General features: G+C 38.6%; 16 protein-coding genes. 11 read left to right on the forward strand and 5 right to left on the reverse strand.

The genetic code is table 11. The features are described 5' to 3' along the window. Window positions 1–33 precede the first annotated feature (33 nt). Window positions 34–1,722: a SufS family cysteine desulfurase gene (locus H4J46_RS15970; protein WP_182234587.1), complete on the forward strand. Its 1,689-nt coding sequence runs from the start codon at window positions 34–36 to the stop codon at window positions 1,720–1,722. 40 nt (window positions 1,723–1,762) lie between these two features. On the opposite strand, the gene tcdA is transcribed toward H4J46_RS15970, so the two are convergent. From tcdA to H4J46_RS15985, 3 genes are all read right to left on the reverse strand, one after another. Then, a complete protein-coding gene (tcdA, locus tag H4J46_RS15975) occupies window positions 1,763–2,548 on the reverse strand; it encodes a tRNA cyclic N6-threonylcarbamoyladenosine(37) synthase TcdA (protein WP_182234589.1) in 786 nt (261 codons plus the stop codon). Between the two features lie 721 nt (window positions 2,549–3,269). Then, on the reverse strand, window positions 3,270–4,814 hold the full coding sequence (locus H4J46_RS15980; RefSeq protein ID WP_182234591.1) for a hybrid sensor histidine kinase/response regulator: 1,545 nt from the start codon (window positions 4,812–4,814) through the stop codon (window positions 3,270–3,272). A gap of 211 nt (window positions 4,815–5,025) precedes the next feature. After that, window positions 5,026–6,312, reverse strand: coding sequence for a citrate synthase (locus H4J46_RS15985; protein WP_182234593.1), 1,287 nt, complete (start codon window positions 6,310–6,312; stop codon window positions 5,026–5,028). A 419-nt stretch (window positions 6,313–6,731) separates the two neighbouring features. On the opposite strand from H4J46_RS15985, the gene sdhC reads away from it, so the two are divergent. The 8 genes from sdhC to sucD all read left to right on the forward strand — a co-directional run bounded on the left by sdhC (window position 6,732) and on the right by sucD (window position 16,592). After that, complete coding sequence (gene sdhC / locus H4J46_RS15990) at window positions 6,732–7,106, forward strand: succinate dehydrogenase, cytochrome b556 subunit (RefSeq protein ID WP_182137702.1); 375 nt, start codon at window positions 6,732–6,734, stop codon at window positions 7,104–7,106. Beyond that, the gene (gene sdhD, locus H4J46_RS15995; protein ID WP_182234595.1) at window positions 7,100–7,447 is read left to right on the forward strand and encodes a succinate dehydrogenase, hydrophobic membrane anchor protein; all 348 of its coding nucleotides are present in this window, start codon (window positions 7,100–7,102) and stop codon (window positions 7,445–7,447) included. Before sdhC ends, sdhD begins: the two co-directional genes overlap by 7 nt. After that, on the forward strand, window positions 7,448–9,217 hold the full coding sequence (sdhA, locus tag H4J46_RS16000; RefSeq protein ID WP_182234597.1) for a succinate dehydrogenase flavoprotein subunit: 1,770 nt from the start codon (window positions 7,448–7,450) through the stop codon (window positions 9,215–9,217). A gap of 12 nt (window positions 9,218–9,229) precedes the next feature. Beyond that, a complete protein-coding gene (locus H4J46_RS16005; protein ID WP_182234599.1) occupies window positions 9,230–9,940 on the forward strand; it encodes a succinate dehydrogenase iron-sulfur subunit in 711 nt (236 codons plus the stop codon). A 92-nt stretch (window positions 9,941–10,032) separates the two neighbouring features. Next, window positions 10,033–12,837, forward strand: a complete 2,805-nt coding sequence (locus H4J46_RS16010) for a 2-oxoglutarate dehydrogenase E1 component (RefSeq protein WP_182234601.1) — start codon at window positions 10,033–10,035, stop codon at window positions 12,835–12,837. A 51-nt stretch (window positions 12,838–12,888) separates the two neighbouring features. Then, window positions 12,889–14,391 (forward strand): 2-oxoglutarate dehydrogenase complex dihydrolipoyllysine-residue succinyltransferase, encoded by a 1,503-nt coding sequence (gene odhB / locus H4J46_RS16015; RefSeq protein ID WP_182234603.1) that lies wholly within the window; start codon window positions 12,889–12,891, stop codon window positions 14,389–14,391. Window positions 14,392–14,553: 162 nt separating this feature from the next. Further along, entirely contained in the window at window positions 14,554–15,720 is a 1,167-nt protein-coding gene (gene sucC, locus H4J46_RS16020; protein WP_182234605.1) for an ADP-forming succinate--CoA ligase subunit beta, read from the forward strand. Then, on the forward strand, window positions 15,720–16,592 hold the full coding sequence (gene sucD, locus H4J46_RS16025) for a succinate--CoA ligase subunit alpha (RefSeq protein WP_182137711.1): 873 nt from the start codon (window positions 15,720–15,722) through the stop codon (window positions 16,590–16,592). The genes sucC and sucD overlap by 1 nt, the downstream gene beginning before the upstream one ends. A 92-nt stretch (window positions 16,593–16,684) precedes the next feature. On the opposite strand, the gene H4J46_RS16030 is transcribed toward sucD, so the two are convergent. Further along, the gene (locus H4J46_RS16030; protein WP_220463051.1) at window positions 16,685–17,308 is read right to left on the reverse strand and encodes a hypothetical protein; all 624 of its coding nucleotides are present in this window, start codon (window positions 17,306–17,308) and stop codon (window positions 16,685–16,687) included. 437 nt (window positions 17,309–17,745) lie between these two features. Beyond that, window positions 17,746–18,078 (reverse strand): hypothetical protein, encoded by a 333-nt coding sequence (locus H4J46_RS16035; protein ID WP_182234607.1) that lies wholly within the window; start codon window positions 18,076–18,078, stop codon window positions 17,746–17,748. 466 nt (window positions 18,079–18,544) lie between these two features. Between H4J46_RS16035 and H4J46_RS16040 the strand changes: the two genes are divergently transcribed. Together H4J46_RS16040 and H4J46_RS16045 are read left to right on the forward strand one after the other, a co-directional pair. Further along, window positions 18,545–18,868 carry a ribonuclease E inhibitor RraB gene (locus tag H4J46_RS16040; protein ID WP_182234609.1) on the forward strand — a complete coding sequence of 108 codons (324 nt, stop codon included), beginning with the start codon at window positions 18,545–18,547 and terminating at the stop codon, window positions 18,866–18,868. Between the two features lie 945 nt (window positions 18,869–19,813). Continuing rightward, on the forward strand, window positions 19,814–21,784 hold the full coding sequence (locus tag H4J46_RS16045) for a hypothetical protein (RefSeq protein ID WP_182234611.1): 1,971 nt from the start codon (window positions 19,814–19,816) through the stop codon (window positions 21,782–21,784). The last annotated feature ends 227 nt before the right edge of the window (window positions 21,785–22,011 follow it).

Below are 22,011 nucleotides of genomic sequence, written 5' to 3' on the forward strand. Positions count from 1 at the left end.
GTGGCAACTTAATGAAATTATTATTACATTTTTATGGAAAAATTTTCTTTTACTTCCTTTCGTCAACAATTTCCTATTCTTGCCAGCAAAGTTAATGGCAAACCGTTAATTTATTTTGACAATGCGGCCACAACTCAGAAACCAAGCTGTGTTATTGACAGCCATAAAAATTATTATCAATCAAATAATGCTAATGTGCATCGCTCTTCTCATGCCTTAAGCGCCAGGGCAACTGTGGCTTATGAAAGTGTTAGAGAAAAAGCACAGAAATTTATCAATGCTAAAACCAGTAAAGAAATTATTTGGACCAAAGGTTGTACTGAAAGTATTAATTTAATTGCGCAGAGTTGGGGACGAACAAGATTACAACCCAATGATGAAATTGTTTTAAGCTATAGCGAGCATCACGCTAATATTGTGCCTTGGCAAATTGTTGCAAAGCAAACGGGTGCTAAAATTAAAGTATTGCCACTAACGCAAACCGGTGAAATAGATGTTACACAACTAGAGGGAATTATCAGCGAACGCAGCAAAATTGTTTGTTTTGGTCATATATCTAATGTCGTTGGCCGAATTAATCCAATTGAAGAGATTATTCGTGTAGCGAATAAGTACCAAGCATTAACTTTAGTTGATGGCGCTCAGGCCATTGCTCATGTAAATATTGATGTCAGTGCATTAGGCTGCGACTTTTATGTTTTTTCTGCTCATAAAATGTATGGTCCAACAGGTGTTGGTGTGCTGTATGGTAAGCAGGAATTACTAGAGGATATACCACCATATCAAGCCGGTGGCGAAATGATAAAAGCGGTGAGCTTTGAGCAAACAACATTTAATGACTTACCGTATAAGTTTGAGGCCGGCACACCTAATATTGCTGGTGTTGTAGCCTTAGGTGTGGCGATTAGTTTCATTGAAAAGCAAGGGTATAGAGGGATACTCGAATATGAAAGGCAATTAACACAATATTGCTTTGAGCAGTTATCAAGCGTGCAGGGGTTAAATTTTATTGTTGATGAAGTGCCGGATATTCCGGTATTTTCATTTACTCTTACAGGGCAACATAATCATGACGTTGCTACTGCGCTAGACAGCGTAGGGATTGCGGTTCGCTCGGGGCATCATTGTGCTATGCCTTTAATGCAATATCTCAATATTGATGGCTGCATCCGCTTATCTTTGTCGGCATATAATAGCTTTCAAGAGATAGACTTTACTGTGCAGCAATTACGAAGCTTGAGTGAGTCAATATCGAATGTTATTGATGATTTAAGTGCTTCAAAATCTGATGATATGATTAGTGTTAATGCGCTTGCCAATAGTAATTTAGCCGTTGATGACATATTAGCTATGTTCGCTAAAGCAAAAAGTTGGGACAGTAAACATCGTGAAATTATGATGTTGGGTAAAAAGCAATTACGCTTACCTGATGAAGATAAAACCGAGCTGTCATTAATTTCTGGCTGTGAAAGTCAGGCATGGTTGTTGTGTTATCAAGAGGCAGATGGCTTATTTCGCTTTAAAGGTGATAGTGACGCCAAAGTTATTAGAGGCCTATTTGCCATTATATTGGCTGCGGTTGATAACAAAACTGCAGCGCAAATAAGCGCTTTTGATATGGATGGTTATTTCGCTAAGTTAGGTTTATTGCAACACTTAAGCCCTTCACGTGGTAATGGACTTCGGGCTATTGTGCAGAAAATACAGCACTCGGTAGAGTGATAACAGTGACGTGGTAGCCTTTATGTAGAATATATAAAGGCTAACTAAGCGCTTTTTTCAAATATTTATCCATTGCCTTGGCAACTGCAAAAAAAGCAAAACAAGCAGTAACCTGGGTTGCTGCGCCAAAGCCACCACTACAATCTAAACGCATCGATCCATCGCCTGACTGTTTAGCATGGCAAACATTACCTTCGGAGTCTGGGTAGCGTAGTTGTTCAGTGGAAAATATCGCATCAATTGAAAATTTGCGTTTCACATTCCGTGAAAAATTGTACTCTCTGCGCAGTTGGTTACGTACTTTTGCTAGCAGCGGATCTTGAAATGTTTGGCTTAAATCGGCAACGGCAATTTTACTGGGATCAATCTGACCACCAGCACCGCCGATGGTAATAATCGGTAATTTATTTCGTTTACAATGAGCAATAATGGCCGTTTTAACATTAACAGAGTCGATAGCATCGATAACGTAATCAAACGAATTTGACAGTAAATCATGGACATTTTCCAGGGTTACGAAGTCTTCTATGGTGCTAACCAAGCACTCAGGATTAATTTGCTTTATTCTATCGCGCATAACGTCAACTTTACTTAAGCCTACGGTATCGGTTAAGGCATGAATTTGGCGATTAATATTGGTTACGCATAAATCATCTAGGTCAATTAATGTTATTTGCCCAATGCCATTACGGGCTAAGGCTTCTGCTACCCATGAACCCACACCGCCGATACCGATCACACAAAAGTGTGCCTGCTGTAGCGCTGCACTTTGACTATTACCATATAACCGGGCAATACCACCGAACCTTAATTGATAATCTGACATTATTTATCCACTCGCTTGAAAATTCGCTGCGCATTATAGCAGTACCTTTCAGTAAAGCTATGGATGCAGGTAATATAGCGCTCAGTAAAGACCTAATTTTTTTATTAGCTTCAATTTTACCCTATTGCTCTATTTAGTATTTATTAGCCTTATATTCAATATTTATAGTATTGATAGAAAATTAGACTTATCTTGATGATAAAGAGCCAAGTGCGCTGATTTTTTAATCATAAATGAAGCTTGCTTTAGTCAGAGTGTAAAATTTTGTGATAAATATAAGTATAAATATAAGTAAATGTGTCATTTTTTAGCTAATTAAGACTCATTTTTATAAAATAATTTGTTTAATTAACGCTAATATTTGTCTAAATATCACTCTACTACATTTTAATCGCCATAAAAGGGGATTTTTTTGACATGTTTATGGCTAAAAATAACAAATATTCAAGCGGTATTATTGATGTGCTGATTTTTGTTAAGGGTTATTGCTTGATGATTTAGCCACATTATTAGCTTGTGCATAGGATATTTAAAGCGCTTTAAATAAGTGTTCTAGCAGGTGCTCATTAGTCATTTACAAAGAATTTTAGTTAGATGCCATAACAAATCAGGCTACTAATTAAGTGTTTTTTGCCCACTGTAATATGAATATAGTCTTAATTTTTAGCCATTTTTTAAGCACTGTTCTTGCTATAGCTAAATAATATCTATAACAATACGGTTAAGCTGCAGGCAGTTTGACTATAAACTGTGTTTGCTGCTCATTGATAATAGTAAACGATATTTGACCATGCTGTACTTCAGTCATTAGTTTAGCTGAATAAGTGCCCAATCCTGTGCCAGTACTATGGTTTGAGCTACTGTACTTGTTAAATAAGGATGAGCGTAAGTGCTTAGCAATAATCCCGTGGTTGGTCAGTTTAAAGCAGATATCATTATTATCATGCGTTAATTCTATCGTTATTGTGTGATTTACAGGTGAGGCCTCTACTGCATTTTTGATCAAATTATTGAAAATTGACAAACAAAGTAAAGGCTCAGCCATAATGGCATATTCAATATCAAGGCCACTTAATGCAAAGTGGATTTTTTTGTCATGGCTAATACTGGATATCGCATTGATGGCATCGTCAATTAACAGGTTTAAGTTGGTTGCCTGCGGCATTAGTGTATAAATACCTTGTTCAATTTTGTAAACATTGAGGGAGTTATTAACCATGTTTACAACATTATTTACTGCGCGATTAATTGATCTTGCCGCTTTTTTATCAGTTAATCGATATGTTTCAAATAAAATATTGTTCAGGGGCGCTTTTAAATCGTGATGAGTTATTTTCTCAATATCTTCACGTAACTTGGCATTTTCTTTAAGGGTGGCTACTTGCGCAGAGAGGTCTAGCTTTTGCTGCTGTAAGCGGATGTGTGTAGCAACACGAGCACGCAGCAAATCACCATTTAATGGTTTGGTAATATAATCTACAGCACCTAAATCAAACCCATATTTTATATCTTCAACGAGTGCTTTAGCACTAAGGAATATTACCGGGATATTGGCGCTTGCCTCATTGTCTTTAAGGCTTTTACAAACTTGATAGCCATCCATTTTTGGCATCATAATATCAAGTAAAATCAACCTGATATTATACTTGATATTTGCCACTATTTTCAGTGCATGTTCACCTGATTTTGCTGCCATTACGCGGTAAAGATCACGCAAGTTACCGGCTGCTACATCAATGTTACTGCTTTCATCGTCCACGACAAGGATAGTTGGCTTTTGTTCTAGTAACACAGGTGCTGTGTTACTAGCAGGCTTTGATAATGCTTCATTATCATCTTCCTGATGAGCTTGAGCGGTAAATATAGTGTTTTGTGTTAATGCAAATAATGCTTCGATCACATATTGTTTTCTAAAAGGGGGGAATAGAGAAATGCTATCAGTTAATGCACACTTTACATTATGGGTTTTGTCTAAATTTATGGCTGAATTCTTTTCATCAATTTGATGCGTCAGTACCATTAATGGTAGTTGTTTTATCTTTGATGCTTTTGCTAATTCGTCACGAAAAATTAAGCTGCTTTTACTGGTTAAATTATCGGCACAAATCAACAAGCTTATGGCTGAAAATTGCGCATATTCTCTTGCGTCTTCAGCACTTTCGATACATGCAATGGCATTTTTGCTAATACCACAGGAGAGTAATATTTTAGCAAGAGCTTCTCGAACTAAGCGACTTTCATCGACGATTAAAATATGGTCTAGCACAAATATGACACCGCTTAAATTATAAAAAATCGCTGCAACAATATAGTGTTTGAAACAACAATGTACAGAAGTTTGTCGACCCAATATATTAGGCTATTAGTTGTGCAATAACTTATTTCAGGACTGAACAAAATTATAAATCAAAAAAGGCAACCAAGAGGTTGCCTTTTTTATCTAAGATGAAGGGTTAGCTAATGAGATTTAGCTTTGGTTATCTTTCACTTAGAGGAATAAATGTACGGTTGATTTCGCCAGTATATTTTTGACGAGGACGACCAATTTTTTGTCCAGGTTGACCTAGCATTTCATCCCAATGAGCAATCCAACCAACGTTACGTGACATGGCAAAGATAACCGTGAACATATTCGTTGGAATACCAATAGCTTTTAAAATGATGCCTGAGTAAAAATCAACATTTGGGTATAATTTTTTCTCAATAAAATAAGAGTCTTCAAGTGCTACTTTTTCTAACGCCATTGCTACGTCAAGCAACGGATCTTGAATACCTAATTCTTTTAACACTTCGTGACAAGTGTCACGCATTACCGTGGCACGAGGATCGAAGTTTTTATAAACACGATGACCAAAGCCCATCAAACGGAAGGGGTCAGATTTATCTTTTGCTTTAGCAACATACTCGTCAACACGGTCTAAAGAACCAATTTCTGTAAGCATAGTTAAACATGCTTCATTTGCGCCGCCGTGTGCAGGGCCCCATAACGATGCAACACCCGCAGCAATACAGGCATATGGATTAGCACCAGAAGAACCAGCTAAGCGTACAGTAGATGTTGATGCATTTTGCTCATGGTCAGCGTGTAGCGTAAAAATTCGGTCCATCGCACGGGCAACTGTTGGGCTAACAACATATTCTTCTGCTGGAACAGAGAACATCATATGCAAGAAGTTTTCTGCATAATTTAAATCGTTACGTGGGTAAACGAATGGCTGTCCAATACTATATTTGTATGCCATTGCCGCAATAGTTGGCATTTTGGCAATTAAGCGATGCGCGCTACGCATACGTTGATCAGGTGCGTGTATATCTAAGTCACTATGATAAAATGAAGATAGCGCGCCAACCACACCACATAGCATCGCCATAGGATGCGCATCAGGAAGGAAACCATGAAAAAAGTGTACTAATTTTTCATGTACCATAGTGTGATTGTTAATAATGCCTTTAAATTCATCGTATTGCGTTCTATTTGGCGCTTCGCCGTGCAATAAAATATAACAAACTTCTAAGTAATCTGCTTGTTTAGCAAGACTATCTATCGCATAACCGCGGTGTTGTAAAATACCTTTATCACCGTCAATGAAAGTGATCGCAGACTCACAAGACGCTGTTGCCATAAAACCTGGGTCATAGGTAAAGTAGCCCGCAGCACCTAAAGTACGTATGTCTATGACATCGTTACCCGCACTACCTTTATGAATTGGCAATTCTGCAATTACATTACCGTCGATACTAAGAGAGGCTTTTGAATCAGCCATATGTTTCGTCCCCATTATAATAAATCGCTTATCTTAAAAATTGTTAAAACGTTAAAATTAAGTGCTTAGACAATTTTTGTTAATATAAAACTGACACCATTCTACTTCAGATCACCCCCTATAAGTCAATTCGTTTGTTAAACACTTAGACTAAAGTCAGATGTGCAAATAGATATTTGTAAACCAAGGTTAGCCATTAGTCGTAAGCCATGAAAATAGGCTCTAATTTGTCAGCAAGAGAATTGTAATTAATGGATTTCATCTATATAATCGGGCCGATCTAAATTCTTTTTTTGCATTCAATTATTAAGTGTAGAAATATAATTTGAATTGAAAGGGGGTTATCTAACTTAGTAAATTAGTTAGGTAGCGTAAAAACAAATAAGTTGAATGCTCCAAGAGCTCCTTAGGCGACAATCGTGAAAAAACAACGTCCTGTAAACTTAGATTTGTCAACAATTAAAATGCATGCAGCAGCCAATGCTTCTATATTACACCGAGTATCAGGTGTAATCATGGTGTTTGCTATTGGTATTTTATTGTGGACACTTTCTTTATCCCTATCTTCTGCTGAAGGATTCAGCCAAATAGAGGCACTACTTAGTGGTGTATTCTTCAAAATAATTATCCTTGGTACGCTTTCTGCACTTATTTATCATCTACTTGGCGGTATTCGTCATTTAATTATGGATTTAGGTTATTTTGAAGAGCTAGCTTCGGGTAATGCTACAGCAAAGTTTGTTATCGCACTTTGGTTAGTGCTTACTGTAGTAGTAGGAGTTAAATTATGGTAAATAATGCAGCAACAGTAGGCCGTAGTGGCGTACATGACTATGTACTTGTTCGTGCAAGTGCAATAATTCTAGCATTTTATACTTTATATCTTGTCGGTTTTTTCGTTATAACCCCAGATGTAACTTTTGAAATCTGGCAGACATACTTTAGTGGTTTTGGCACTAAAGTATTTACAATTTTAGCACTTATTGCGTTATTAGTTCATGCGTGGATTGGTGTCTGGCAAGTACTTTCCGATTACATCAAACCAGCGCTTTTACGTGGTGGTTTGCAATTTTTCTTTTCTGTTCTGTTGCTAGTATATCTTGTAGCAGGCTCATTAACTGTGTGGGGTGTGTAAGTGAACGTTCCAATTCGTGAATTCGACGCCATTGTTATTGGCGCAGGTGGTGCAGGTATGCGCGCTGCCTTAGCAATATCAGAATCAGGCAAATCTTGTGCTTTGATTTCAAAAGTATTTCCTACTCGTTCTCATACGGTATCAGCGCAAGGCGGTATTACCGTAGCCTTGGGTAATGCTCATGAAGATCACTGGGAACAACATATGTACGATACGGTTAAAGGTTCTGATTATATCGGTGACCAAGACGCTATCGAATATATGTGTAAAACGGGTCCAGAATCCATTATCGAATTAGAGAAAATGGGTTTACCCTTTTCTCGTACCGAAGAAGGTAAAATCTACCAACGTCCATTCGGTGGTCAATCGAAAAACTTTGGTGGCGAACAAGCCGCACGTACAGCAGCAGCAGCTGATCGTACGGGTCATGCCTTGTTACATTGCTTGTATCAACAAAATGTTAAAAACAAAACTAACGTCTACTCAGAATGGTACGCTTTAGATTTAGTTAAAAATAGTGACGGTGCCATTGTTGGTACTACGGCTATTTGCATTGAAACAGGTGAAATAGTTTACTTTAAAGCCCGCGCAACAGTACTTGCTACTGGTGGTGCTGGTCGTATTTATGCATCAACAACTAATGCCCATATCAACACTGGTGACGGTGTTGGCATGGCAGTTCGTGCTGGCATACAAATGCAAGACATGGAGATGTGGCAGTTCCATCCAACAGGTATTGCCGGTGCAGGTACACTAGTAACTGAAGGCTGTCGTGGCGAAGGTGGTTACCTGCTTAACAAAGACGGTGAGCGTTTCATGGAGCGTTACGCGCCAAATGCTAAAGATTTAGCAGGACGTGATGTTGTAGCTCGATCTATGATGACAGAAATCCGTGAAGGTCGTGGTTTTGATGGTCCTATGGGTCCACACCTTAAGCTTAAACTTGACCATTTAGGTCGTGAAACACTAGAAAAGCGTTTGCCAGGTGTTTGTGATTTATCTAAAACATTTGCTCATGTTGACCCAGCAGTAGAACCTATTCCAGTTATACCAACATGTCATTACCAGATGGGTGGTATACCTTGTAATGTCAATGGTCAAGCAGTTAACTTTAATCCAGAAACGGGTAAAGAGACAATTGTAGAAGGCTTATTTGCTGTTGGTGAGATTGCTTGTGTATCAGTTCATGGTGCAAACCGTTTAGGCGGTAATTCTTTACTTGATTTAGTAGTATTTGGTCGCTCTGCAGGTAATTTCTTAGGTACTTACCTAAATGATACTCAAGCAGGTACAGATGCATCTGAGTCTGACTTAGAGGCTTCATTAGCGCGTACAAAGCGTTGGGAGTCATCTACTAAAGGTGAAAGTCCATTCCAGATCCGTAAAGATCTACAAAAGTGCATGCAATTTAACTTCTCAGTGTTTCGTGACGGCGATGCCATGGCTGAAGGCATGAAAGAATTAACAGAAATTCGTGAACGTATTCAACATGCCAGCCTTGATGACAAGTCTTCAGAATTTAACACTGCGCGTATCGAGTGTTTAGAATTAGACAACTTGATGGAAACTGCTTTTTGTACGGCAAAAGCTTCGAATTTCCGTACTGAATCACGGGGTGCTCATGCGCGCGCAGATTTTTCTGTTCGTGATGATGAAAATTGGTTATGCCATAGTATTTATACGCCAGAGACACAATCTATGTCTAAGCGTAAAGTAAATATGGCTCCGGTCCACCGTGAAGCTTTCCCTCCGAAAGCAAGAACTTACTAAGGAGAACTAGCGATGAAACAAATTTTTTCGATTTACCGTTACAACCCTGATGTTGATAACAAGCCTTACATGAAAGACTATGAGCTGGAAATTCCAGAAGGCTCAGACATGATGGTACTTGATGCTTTAACTTTATTAAAAGAAAAAGATCCATCATTATCATTTCGTCGTTCATGTCGTGAAGGTGTTTGTGGCTCTGATGGTATGAATATCAATGGTAAAAATGGTTTAGGTTGCATTACACCTTTGTCTGCTGTGCCAGCAAAGAAAATTGTCTTGCGTCCATTGCCAGGTTTACCGGTGATACGTGATTTAGTTATTGATATGACTCAGTTCTATAATCAATATGAGAAAATCCGACCTTACCTTATTAACGATGGTAAAGCGCCACCTGCACGTGAGCACTTGCAATCTATTGAAGAACGTGAAAAATTAGACGGTCTTTATGAGTGTATTTTATGCGCGTGTTGCTCATCATCTTGTCCTTCTTTCTGGTGGAATCCTGATAAATTTATCGGTCCAGCGGGTTTATTACATGCTTATCGTTTTCTTATCGATAGCCGTGATACCGCTACAGAAGAACGTTTAGATGACCTACAAGATGCTTACAGTGTATTTCGCTGTCACGGTATCATGAACTGTGTTGACGTTTGTCCGAAAGGATTAAACCCAACCAAAGCCATTGGCCATATTAAGTCAATGTTGCTAACCAGAGCGGTTTAATTTAATCATCCGGGTGCTTTCTAGCGAATGTGCTCGGATATTTTATTTCAACCATTTGTTTTAATTGCTTTTATCCCATAAAGGAACAGGCAATGCCCGAAGGTGCTATGAAGGCTTGGATAGAGTCTTCTCATTTAAGTGGTGCAAACGCTGCTTATATTGAAGAATTATACGAATCTTATCTTAATAACTCACAATCTGTTACTGCAGAGTGGCGAGGTATTTTCCAACAACTTCCTAAAATTGAAGGTGCTGACGTTGAATATCGGCATTCTGAAATCCGCGATGAATTTAAAGATCTGGCCCAGCAGACACATAAAACTGTGGTTGTTTCAGGTGGCAGTGACGCTAAGCAAGTAAAAGTTTTACAGCTGATTAATGCTTTTCGTTTTCGTGGACATCAAAATGCTAACCTTGACCCTTTAGGGTTATGGAAACGTGACAAAGTACGTGACCTGCAATTATCTCACCATGATCTTTCAGAAAATGATTTTGATCGTGAGTTTAAAATTGGTTCTTTGGCGACTGGCCATGACTCAATGAAACTCGGTGACTTATATAAAACCCTTAAAACGACTTATTGTGGCTCTATTGGTGCAGAATATATGCACATCAACTCCACTGATGAGAAGCGTTGGTTACAACAACGACTGGAGTCAGTGCAGTCAAAAGCTGTACTTAGTGTTGAAGAGAAAGAAGAAATATTTAAGGGATTAGTTGCGGCTGATGGACTTGAAAAGTACTTAGGGGCAAAATTCCCAGGTGCAAAACGCTTCTCTCTTGAAGGTGCTGATGCGCTAGTCCCCATGTTAAAACAACTTATTACTCGTGCTGGTACACAAGGCGCTAAAGAAGTAGTAATGGGTATGGCCCACCGTGGTCGTTTAAATGTGTTAGTTAATGTTATGGGTAAGAACCCCTCTAAGCTATTTGACGAGTTTGCCGGTAAGCATGACGAAATATTATCTTCTGGTGATGTTAAATATCATCAAGGTTACTCGTCTGACTTTGTTACCCCAGGTGGCAATGTTCATTTAGCACTGGCCTTTAATCCATCGCATCTTGAAATTGTTAACCCTGTGGTTATCGGTTCTGTGCGTGCAAGATTAGACCGTCGTGATTGTAATGAGGGTGATTTAGTCTTACCCATCACGATTCATGGTGACTCGGCAATCGCTGGCCAAGGTGTCGTGCAAGAAACCTTTAATATGTCACAAGCACGTGCATTTAAAGTTGGTGGTACTATTCGTATCGTGGTGAATAACCAAGTAGGTTTTACGACATCAAGTTCAGAAGATACCCGAAGTGGTGAATACTGTACTGAAGTTGCAAAAATGGTTTCAGCACCGATTCTACACGTTAATGGTGATGACCCTGAAGCGGTGATCTTAGCAACACAAATCGCCCTTGATTATCGTAATGAATTTAAACGTGATGTGGTAATCGACCTAGTATGTTACCGCCGTCATGGGCATAACGAAGCTGATGAGCCTAGTGCCACTCAGCCAGTTATGTACAAAAAAATTAAAAAGCATGCTACCCCCCGTCAACTTTACGCTGATAAGCTTAATGCTGAAAACTCGCTTAACAAAGCGAAGACTGATGAGTTAACCGCTTATTATCGTAAATTGCTCGATGAAGGCCAATGTACTGTAGAACAGTGGCGTCCAATGACAGAGCACTCTGTTGATTGGTCACCTTATATTGGTCATAACTGGGATGACGACTACGATAAAGAAATTTCGCTTGAGAAGTTAAAAGAGCTTGCGAGTAAAATTTCGACTATTCCAGAAGGCTTTCCAGTACACAATCGCGTAAATAAAATTTATGACGATCGTGTGAAAATGGCTAGTGGTGAAAAATTACTGGATTGGGGTATGGCAGAAAACTTAGCTTATGCCTCGATTGTTGATCTAGGCAAGCGTGTTCGTTTGACCGGTCAAGACTCAGGTCGTGGTACGTTTTTCCATCGCCATGCCGTTTTACATAATCAAGACGATGCTAGTTGTCACTTACCATTGCAACACATTCGCGAAGGTCAAGGCCCATTTAATGTCAATGACTCAGTACTATCCGAAGTATCAGTACTAGCGTTTGAATATGGTTATACTACAGCAGAGCCAAGTGGCTTAACCCTTTGGGAAGCTCAATTTGGTGATTTTGCTAACTGTGCACAAGTGGTATTTGATCAATTTATCAGTTCAGGTGAACAAAAATGGGGCCGTTTATGTGGCTTAACCATGTTGTTACCTCATGGCTATGAAGGTCAAGGCCCAGAGCATTCATCTGCACGTTTAGAACGCTTTTTACAACTGTGTGCTGATCACAATATGCAAGTTTGTGTACCTACAACGCCTGCACAAGTGTTTAATATGTTACGACGTCAAGTGGTACGCCCTATGCGTCGTCCATTGGTGGTTATGTCTCCTAAATCACTATTGCGTCACCCGATGGCCGTTTCTTCATTAGAAGAGCTTTCTACCGGTGTTTTCCATAATGTTATTGGTGAAGTTGATGAGCTTGACGCTGACCGTGTTGAACGCGTAGTGTTCTGTAGTGGTAAAGTTTACTACGAGCTACTCGATCAACGCCGTAAGAATGAGCAAACTAATGTTGCCATCATTCGTGTCGAACAATTATACCCGTTCCCAGAAGATGAGTTAAAAGTTGAAATTGCAAAATATCAGCACGTTAAGCAATTCGTTTGGTGTCAGGAAGAACCGCAAAATCAGGGTGCTTGGTACTGTTCACAGCATCACTTTAGAGCGGCTATCCCTGAGAAAGGCTATTTGACATATGCAGGTCGTAATGCATCTGCAGCACCAGCTGTAGGTTATATGTCATTACATGTAAAAGAACAACAGGCGCTAGTTTATGACGCGCTCAATGTGGAATAGACCCTCTTTTTTATAAAGAGATTAATTAAGAGTGTGTAAGGAATTATATAAATGACAACCGAAATCAAGGTTCCCGTTTTACCTGAATCAGTTGCAGATGCAACAATAGCGACTTGGCATGTACAAGTAGGCGATAAAGTGTCTCGTGATCAAGTATTAGTTGATATCGAAACTGACAAGGTGGTACTTGAAGTACCAGCAACATCAGATGGCGTTATTACTGAAATATCTCAAGCTGAAGGTGCTACGGTTTTAGGCGAGCAAGTTATTGCTATCTTGTCTGAAGGTAAAGCATCTGAAAGTAAGAGCGAAGAAGCTCCAGCTACTGTAAGTGCTCCTAAAGCATCAGACAGTGCAGTTAAAGTGATTGATATCGTTGTGCCGGTATTGCCAGAATCAGTTGCTGACGCAACTGTAGCAGCCTGGCATGTTGCTGAAGGCGATACAGTCACTGTTGACCAAAACTTAGTTGATATTGAAACTGATAAAGTCGTTTTAGAAGTTGTGGCACAAGAAAATGGTATTATTGGCAAAATAATTCATGTTGAAGGTGACACAGTCTTAGGCAGTCAAAAACTTGGTGAGCTTAACGCTGGTGCAACAGCAAGCTCAGCGCCAGTTACTTCAGCTGAAGAAGCTATTAGTTCTGACGAACTAGCTAGTCCATCAGTACGTCGTTTAATGACCGAGAAAGGTCTAACGGCTAGTAATGTTACAGGCACAGGTAAAGGTGGTCGTATTTCTAAAGAAGACGTAGAAGCCGCCGCCCTTGCTGTTAAAAATACGCCAAAAGCGGCACCAGCTAAAGCAGCGGCGCCAGCGTCAACTGCACCAGCTTCTGCTGCATTAGGTGAGCGCACACAAAAACGTGTACCTATGACACGTTTGCGTAAAACAATTGCGACACGTTTACTAGAAGCGAAAAATTCTACGGCCATGTTAACCACGTTTAACGAAGTTAATATGAAACCAATTATGGATCTTCGCACACAATATAAAGACGTATTCGAAAAAACCCATGATACCCGTTTAGGTTTTATGTCGTTCTACGTTAAAGCGGTCACTGAAGCACTTAAGCGCTACCCTGCAATTAATGCCTCAATTGACGGTGATGACATTGTTTATCATAACTTTTTTGATATATCGATTGCAGTATCTACACCACGTGGTCTAGTTACACCGGTATTACGTGATGCAGATCAACTCAGCATGGCTGGTATCGAGAACGGTATTCGCGCCTTAGCTATTAAAGGTCGTGATGGAAAATTAACCATGGATGAGATGCAAGGTGGTAATTTTACTATCACTAATGGCGGCGTTTTTGGTTCATTAATTTCAACACCTATACTTAATTTGCCACAAGCGGCAATTTTAGGTATGCACAAAATCCAAGATCGCCCAATGGCTGTTGACGGAAAAGTTGAAATTTTACCTATGATGTACCTAGCACTTTCTTATGATCATCGTTTAGTCGATGGTAAAGAATCAGTAGGTTTCTTAGTAACAATTAAAGAGTTGTTGGAAGACCCAACACGCTTGTTGCTGAACATATAGTAAGTAGTAATAATAAAATCTATCGTTCGATCTAGACTATAGTATTAGGCTCTAAGGACTATGTTCTTTAGAGCTTTTGTACTATACTCTTTCGACTTTTTTCGATGGTAGTAACTTAAAAATTATTGCCATTTACATCTACAGATAAATGGATAAAACACCATGAATTTGCATGAATATCAAGCGAAACAATTATTCGCTGAATATGGTTTACCAGTTTCTGAAGGGTTCGCTTGCGATACTCCTCAGGAAGCGGCAGAAGCGGCTGATAAAATCGGCGGCACAATGTGGGTTGTTAAAACTCAAGTACACGCCGGTGGCCGTGGCAAAGCTGGCGGTGTTAAGCTAGTTAAAACAAAACAAGAAATCAAAGATTTCGCCCAACACTGGTTAGGTAAGAACTTAGTTACTTACCAAACAGACGCGAATGGTCAGCCAGTAGCTAAAATTTTAGTAGAAAGCTGTACAGATATTGCTAACGAATTATACCTTGGTGCTGTTGTAGACCGAGCTAGTCGTAGAGTAGTATTCATGGCCTCTACTGAAGGCGGTGTTGACATTGAAAAGATTGCTGAAGAAACGCCTGAGTTAATTCACCAAGCTGAAATCGATCCACTTGTTGGAGCTCAACCATACCAAGCTCGTGAATTAGGTTTCAAGTTAGGTTTAAACCCAACGCAAATGAAGCAATTTGTTAAGATCTTTTTAGGTCTTGCTAAAATGTTTGAAGATTGTGATTTCGCCTTACTAGAAATTAACCCGTTAGTTATTACTGACGAAGGTAATCTTCACTGTTTAGATGGTAAAATTGGTATTGATGGTAATGCGTTATACCGTCAACCTAAAATGCGCGCGTTCCACGATCCATCTCAAGAAGATGAACGTGAAGCTCATGCAGCACGCTATGAATTAAACTACGTTGCATTAGATGGCAATGTTGGTTGTATGGTTAACGGTGCAGGCCTAGCAATGGGTACAATGGATATCGTTAACTTACACGGTGGCAAGCCAGCTAACTTCCTAGATGTAGGCGGCGGGGCGACTAAAGAACGTGTTTCTGAAGCATTCAAAATCATTCTTTCTGACGACAACGTTAAAGCTGTTTTAGTTAACATCTTTGGTGGCATCGTACGTTGTGACATGATCGCTGAAGGTATTATTGGCGCAGTTAAAGAAGTAGGCGTTAAAGTACCAGTTGTAGTACGTTTAGAAGGTACTAATGCTGAATTAGGTCGTGAAGTTCTTAAAAACTCTGGCTTAGATATCATTGCTGCTGAGTCATTAACTGATGCAGCGACTAAAGTTGTAGCAGCTGCGGAGGCCAAATAATGTCTGTCTTAATTAACAAAGATACTAAAGTAATCTGTCAAGGTTTCACTGGTGGTCAAGGTACATTCCATTCAGAACAAGCACTTGAGTACGGTACACAAATGGTTGGTGGCGTAAGCCCAGGTAAAGGCGGTCAAACGCATTTAGGCCTACCAGTATTTAATACAGTACGTGAAGCAGTAGAAGCAACTGGCGCAACAGCAACAGTTATCTACGTACCAGCTCCGTTTTGTAAAGATGCAATTTTAGAAGCTATTGATGCAGGCATCGAGCTTATCGTTACTATCACTGAAGGTATTCCAACTTTAGATATGGTTGACGTTAAAGCTAAGCTTGATCAATCTGGCGTTCGTATGATCGGTCCTAACTGTCCAGGTGTTATCACTCCGGGCGAAACTAAGATTGGTATCATGCCAGGTCATATCCATTTACCAGGTAAAGTTGGTATTGTTTCACGTTCTGGTACGCTTACGTACGAAGCCGTTAAACAAACAACTGATGCTGGTTTTGGCCAATCTACTTGTGTAGGTATTGGTGGCGACCCTATCCCAGGTACTAACTTCATCGACGTATTGGAAATGTTCCAAAACGATCCACAAACTGAAGCAATCGTCATGATTGGTGAAATTGGCGGAACTGCTGAAGAAGAAGCTGCGGAATATATCAAAGCTCATGTTACTAAACCTGTAGTATCTTACATTGCTGGTGTGACTGCACCAGAAGGTAAGCGTATGGGTCACGCTGGCGCGATTATCGCCGGTGGTAAAGGTACAGCTGATGAGAAATTTGCAGCACTAGAAGCGGCCGGTGTTAAAACTGTACGTTCTTTAGCTGAAATTGGCTCAGCACTTAAAGAGAAAACAGGTTGGTAAGCGATTTGCTTACAGCTTGTAAATCTTAATAAAAACCCGCTTTTAGCGGGTTTTTTGTTAGAATAATGATTTACTTTTACTTTTATCTTTATCTAAAGGCTGCTAAAAATTAGTTTAGGCTTTATCAATGTTATATTACCTTTATCATCTGCTCGACTGACAATTCCATATAGCTTACAGTTTAAAAATAAAAGAGGCATGTATTGAACAATGTTTCCATTCTTAGGGTAAGCAGTGAGGATGTGATTTAAATATTTGAATCCCATGTTATTAGTTGTTTTGTTCTGGCGAGTGACTTCTCCCTCTAAAGTAACTATATCGCCATGTTTTAATTCTGGAAATAATTCTTCATCAGTGTCAACTTTGCAAAATATAAATTTTTTAGACTGACTAATTGTCACTTCATCTCTTTCATTTTTACTAATAGTACCTATTTTGAGATCTTTATTTTTTAATATATTTTCCGCTAATTTTTCTAGTAGATTAGGATTGCTCGTAACATACATATCTAATATGTAATTTGGGACATATAAGTATTCACCAACATTATTTCTAATACCAATTTTACTATTATTATTCAAAAATTTTACATTGTGGAATGATTTTGTTGTTGTATCGCCTACGTGAATAGTTATTTTCGCAAACCACTTTATCGCATCTACAGATTTCCTTATAACATCTTTAAATCCAATATCTCCAAAATCATTTTCTGCCATTTTTTCAATAGCTTTTTTGCATATGTAAAGCCAAGTGCACTAGCTGTTGCAAGAACCCATTGTGCTGAAGAGTCAGGAATAAGTGCTTGCCAAGAACCTTCTTGTATTTTGATAAGAATTTTGTAATCGAATTTTTGTAAATCAGGAGACTGTTTATTAATGCATGAACGTAAAGTGAAGTGTATTCCAATTAGAGCTACAGCTTATTTTTTTGCATCTATTATTCCTTTTTTACGCCTTCACCACTATATTTCATATAGCCAATATCTATTGTATTAGTCATTAAATATCCTTATTTTTATAAGTGTTTATCATTTGGTGGATTACCTAAAGTTTCAATTTTATTGAGGCTTATTTTTGGTATAAATAAATTAGATTAAGAAATTTATCAGGCAACCCATAATAACTTTCTCATATTTAACTGTGTAAACTAGAGTTTAAGTTGTTACTGGCTCTAAATTAATGGTTTGGAGTTTGTTTACTGGTTTGGCGTCGGGGTGCCGACTACACCCAAAGAGGGTTAAACGCGCTATGTTTAAGTAAAGCTCTCTGGACTCACCCGGCGCTGCTGCATTAAACGTGTTTCCTCCATGACGTCCAATATTCTTCGACGTACCAGCGCTGATGGCACGTCCGTGTGCCAACAGCGCTTTCACTGGCATCCATGCCAGTGATACGTGAATATTGGCCGTCATTCCGGCGCTTAATGAAGCAGACTTAGTGTTTGGTTTATCTGTGGTGTTTCTTTTTAACTTTTTATAAAATACCACTAGTGCAGCAAATTCCTAATACCATCTCAGCAACGTAAACTTAATTTAGATAAGTGCGATGTTTATCGGAGCCATGGATAGCGTAGACTGCCGTGTGAAGGGATGATTTTCGGCAGGTATAAACATCGCGCCGCTTATGTTTAAAGAAAAGTGAGTTGGAGTGTTTTGCTGAGTAGGGCACCATGGGGAGTCCAGAGGCCGAGTTTAATATGAGCAGTGTGTAACGCTCCTCTGGGTGTTGTCGCCACCGCGACGCCAGACATAAAAATTAAACTCCAAGCTGTTCAATTTATAAAACTAGATCCCACTTACTCTAATTTAGCATTTTGGAGTCAGCTTACTGGTTTGGCATCGGCGTGCCGACTACACCTATTAAAAAGATTTCACATACTTTTGTTTTCTATTCTATTTATTTAAAACATTGCCGTTTATAATGCCGCATTAATTTATAGCTTTGAAGAGTAATATGAACTTCCCAAAAGATGAAACCGGTAAAGTATTGTTTGAAATGCAAAAAGCGGGTATCGATTTAACCATTATGCATACTATTGTTTTTTTTCACTTATTTGAAACACAAGAAAAAGCACAGGCTATGGCAGCTCATCTTGCTGAAATAGCACCTGATATTATTTGTGATGTTCACATTAATGAAGATCCAAAAGCATGGGATTTAGATTGTGCAATAAAAGTGATCCCTCTTTATGATGTAATTATTGCTCAAGAAGCTCAGTTTGAACAAATAGTAACTCAGTTTAATGGTTATACGGATGGTTGGGGAATTGAAGCTTAAATTGCTCATGTTTTAGCTGATAACTTATCAAGCCATCAGTATTAATTTTCTCGTATTTAACTTAATAAAATAGGGGCCAGATGATTAGGAATTGTAAATTAATTGTTTGGTATTTTTTACTGGTTTGGTGTCGGGTGACGACTACAGCAAGAAAAGAGCAGGGAGGCTAACGCCGCTCATACTTCTTTAGCTTTAGACTGGCTCGGCGCAGCTGCATTAAACGTGTTTTTTCCGTGATTTTTAATATTTCCGCGTTTAATGCAGTGGGTTTAGTCTTTACTTTATCTATCTTATTTAAAACCTACGAAAAAAAATCACCTTCAGATTATATTTATTCAATATTTTTTCCATCAGTTCGAGATCCGAAAGTCTCTAAAACGGCCTAAACCTGTGTGAGAGTTCATAATAAAATTAAGTAACTCCTAGCGCTTGGCGTGTAAAACTTCTGCGATATTAAATTGTGCTGAGTCGCCTTTATCAAAGGCTTACATCATGCTTGTCCAGCTTGATGGGAAGGTTGATGGGAAGGTTGCAGTACCACCATAATAACCATAAACAACAAGAGCAGCTGAAGGATCATCAGGGCCAATTACATGATTGTCGCGTTTTTCATTACGCAGGATTTCACTGTGATGATGATCAAAAACGATATAAACGCCGTCAACGAAAGGTAAGTTAATGGAGATATCATTGGGTCCTAAATCGTGTAAATCGCGGCCACATAGGTTTTAAGCATTAAATTATAGCGCAGATATAGATTGTTTTTAGGGTTTATTCGGTTCTAAGTTGATTAAATAACTGATCAATAAGGTTAAATGCTTTTGTTAGTACTTCCAATAAGGTAGTATTTAGCCACAAAATTTTATCGCCACGGAGGGAGATAAAAGTCAACTGGTCGATTTTTAATTTTTCCTCTAAGGTATTCACTTTTCAAAGGAAAATAGATTGAAATATTCAAAACTTTTTATTGCAACAGCCTCGTTGCTATTTTTAAACGGTTGTCTAGATTATAACGACGATAGTAAAGATGTTGTGCAAGCTATTAACGCTCAAACAGCTGTTATTTCAGAACAACAAACCAGCGAAGCGTCTGTTACCTTTCATGGCGTTGTTGTTGATAGTTTTGATGACCAACCAGTTATTTCGGCATTAATCACTGTTTATTTAGGCACTGAAACTGTCGTTGACGGATTAATCGCCATAAATGGTGTATTTGAAATAGCGACATTACCCGCTAATTCAGATATAGAAGTTATTATTTCCAGTAATAATGAGCAATTTTCACGTCGAGCTTTTTTCTTAAATACCGGTGCTAGTACTGCAAATGTCGCGATAAAAGACTTTGGCACTTTTGCGGTTTCTGAACCACAAGAGGTTCAGATTAGTGTTTTAAATAGTGTCGATAATTCGTCGGTTGAAAATTTAGAGTTTAGTGCTTATTCGCATGTTGGTAGCAGTTCTTCGACGTTAAAATATAAGCACACCTCCACTTATGACGCGGTTAATGGTCAATATAACATTACTCTGCCAAAGCATATCAACACCAGTGTTAGCGCTGGCCTTGATTTTAACCGTGATGGGAAAGTTGACTTGATACCTGAATATTCAAATAATCTCATGGGTACTGATTTATATATTAATTCAGCAAACTCAATTGATGTATTAACGGTATATGTTGCCGATAACAATGACGCTGTTATTAGTGATGTTGAATATCGAATATCTATTCTTGATAGCGCTGCCAATTCAATTCCTTCAGCAGAATTGGTGATTGAAGACGAAAATAATGCCATGCTTAAGTCAGTTTATGATGCTACGACAGAGCAACACGTAGTATTGGCCAAATTTTCACAACAAATTTCACTTAATATGCCAGCGTTTAGCGCTAATGGTATTCATTATCAAAGTGCTTCGATTCGCTTATATCAACAAAGCGAAGAGGAGTTAGAGGTTAGTATATCAGGCACTTATCAAAATTGTTGTTATAGCATACCAAATTCAGACACTATGACATTAGTATTGCTGCCGCGTGTTACCTCAAATGTCAGTGCTTTAGAAGTAGTAACAAAGTCACAAGAAATTGATTCAGTTAACTCTATTTTTAAAGTATTTTACTCTCAAGGGGTATCGATTCCTAATGCAAGCGTTTCTTTAGTAAGAACAAGCGGTTTTACTACAGTTAAAGGAAATGATGACAGTAACGATTTAATTTTACCGGGTGCGACATTATTCACCGGTGGTTTTAATATTGCTACGTCACATACCGTTACTTTAAATAATACTAAACTTGAAGTTATCCCTGAGTCAGTTTTAGTGCTGCCGGGTAGTTATCATTATAATGTTGGTAACGTTGAAGTTATTTCAACGGAAGAAGTGACTGACATCAATGATGATTCACTGTTTTTTACAATCACTAATCCTAATCAAACTTTTGATATTACAGACGTTAAATTGGATAATGAGAATTTCACTACCAAGGGTATTGCGATTACCACTGTTAATACGGCCAATGAAGCTTCAACAAGTTCAAATAGCGATAGAAGTGTTTACTTCTACTTACCAGCAAGTATTCATAGTTTGAAAAATTTTACTATGCGTCAATTAAGTATTACTAAAGATAATGTTGTTAGAACAGATGCTCGCAGCTTTACTTTTATTAATAATGGCAATGTAAATAATAGCCGTGTTGGTACGGTTAAATTGGCCGAAAATGAAGTTATTGTTAGAGATCGTATGCAAGTCACTGTATACACAGGAACAGCTCAAGACGACTCACAAGCTGTTTATCGTATGAGTAATTATGAATATATGTCAGATAATACCCCCAGCTCTAAGAATACGATTTCATTTGAATATGCCTATGAAACCATAGCTGGTGATATTTCTACTGGCGCAATAACTATTCCAGTACAATAACAGCGCTATTATTTCTTATACTCAGTGGTCACTAGTCGTGTTAACACGACTTTTATTACTCGATATAGATAGGTTGTTTAAAGTAAAGAAAAACGGTAAACGTTAAGTTTACCGTTTTTCTTGGCAATATTCTTATGATAGGTTAGTTATTTCTAAATCACAATTTGACAATGGCATAAAAATCAAGAAGCTATATTCACCTAGACTATGTGAGTAAGTGAGTAGGT

The sequence above is a fragment of the Colwellia sp. MB02u-6 genome (assembly GCF_014077095.1).
In the GTDB taxonomy this organism is placed as follows: Bacteria; Pseudomonadota; Gammaproteobacteria; order Enterobacterales; family Alteromonadaceae; genus Cognaticolwellia.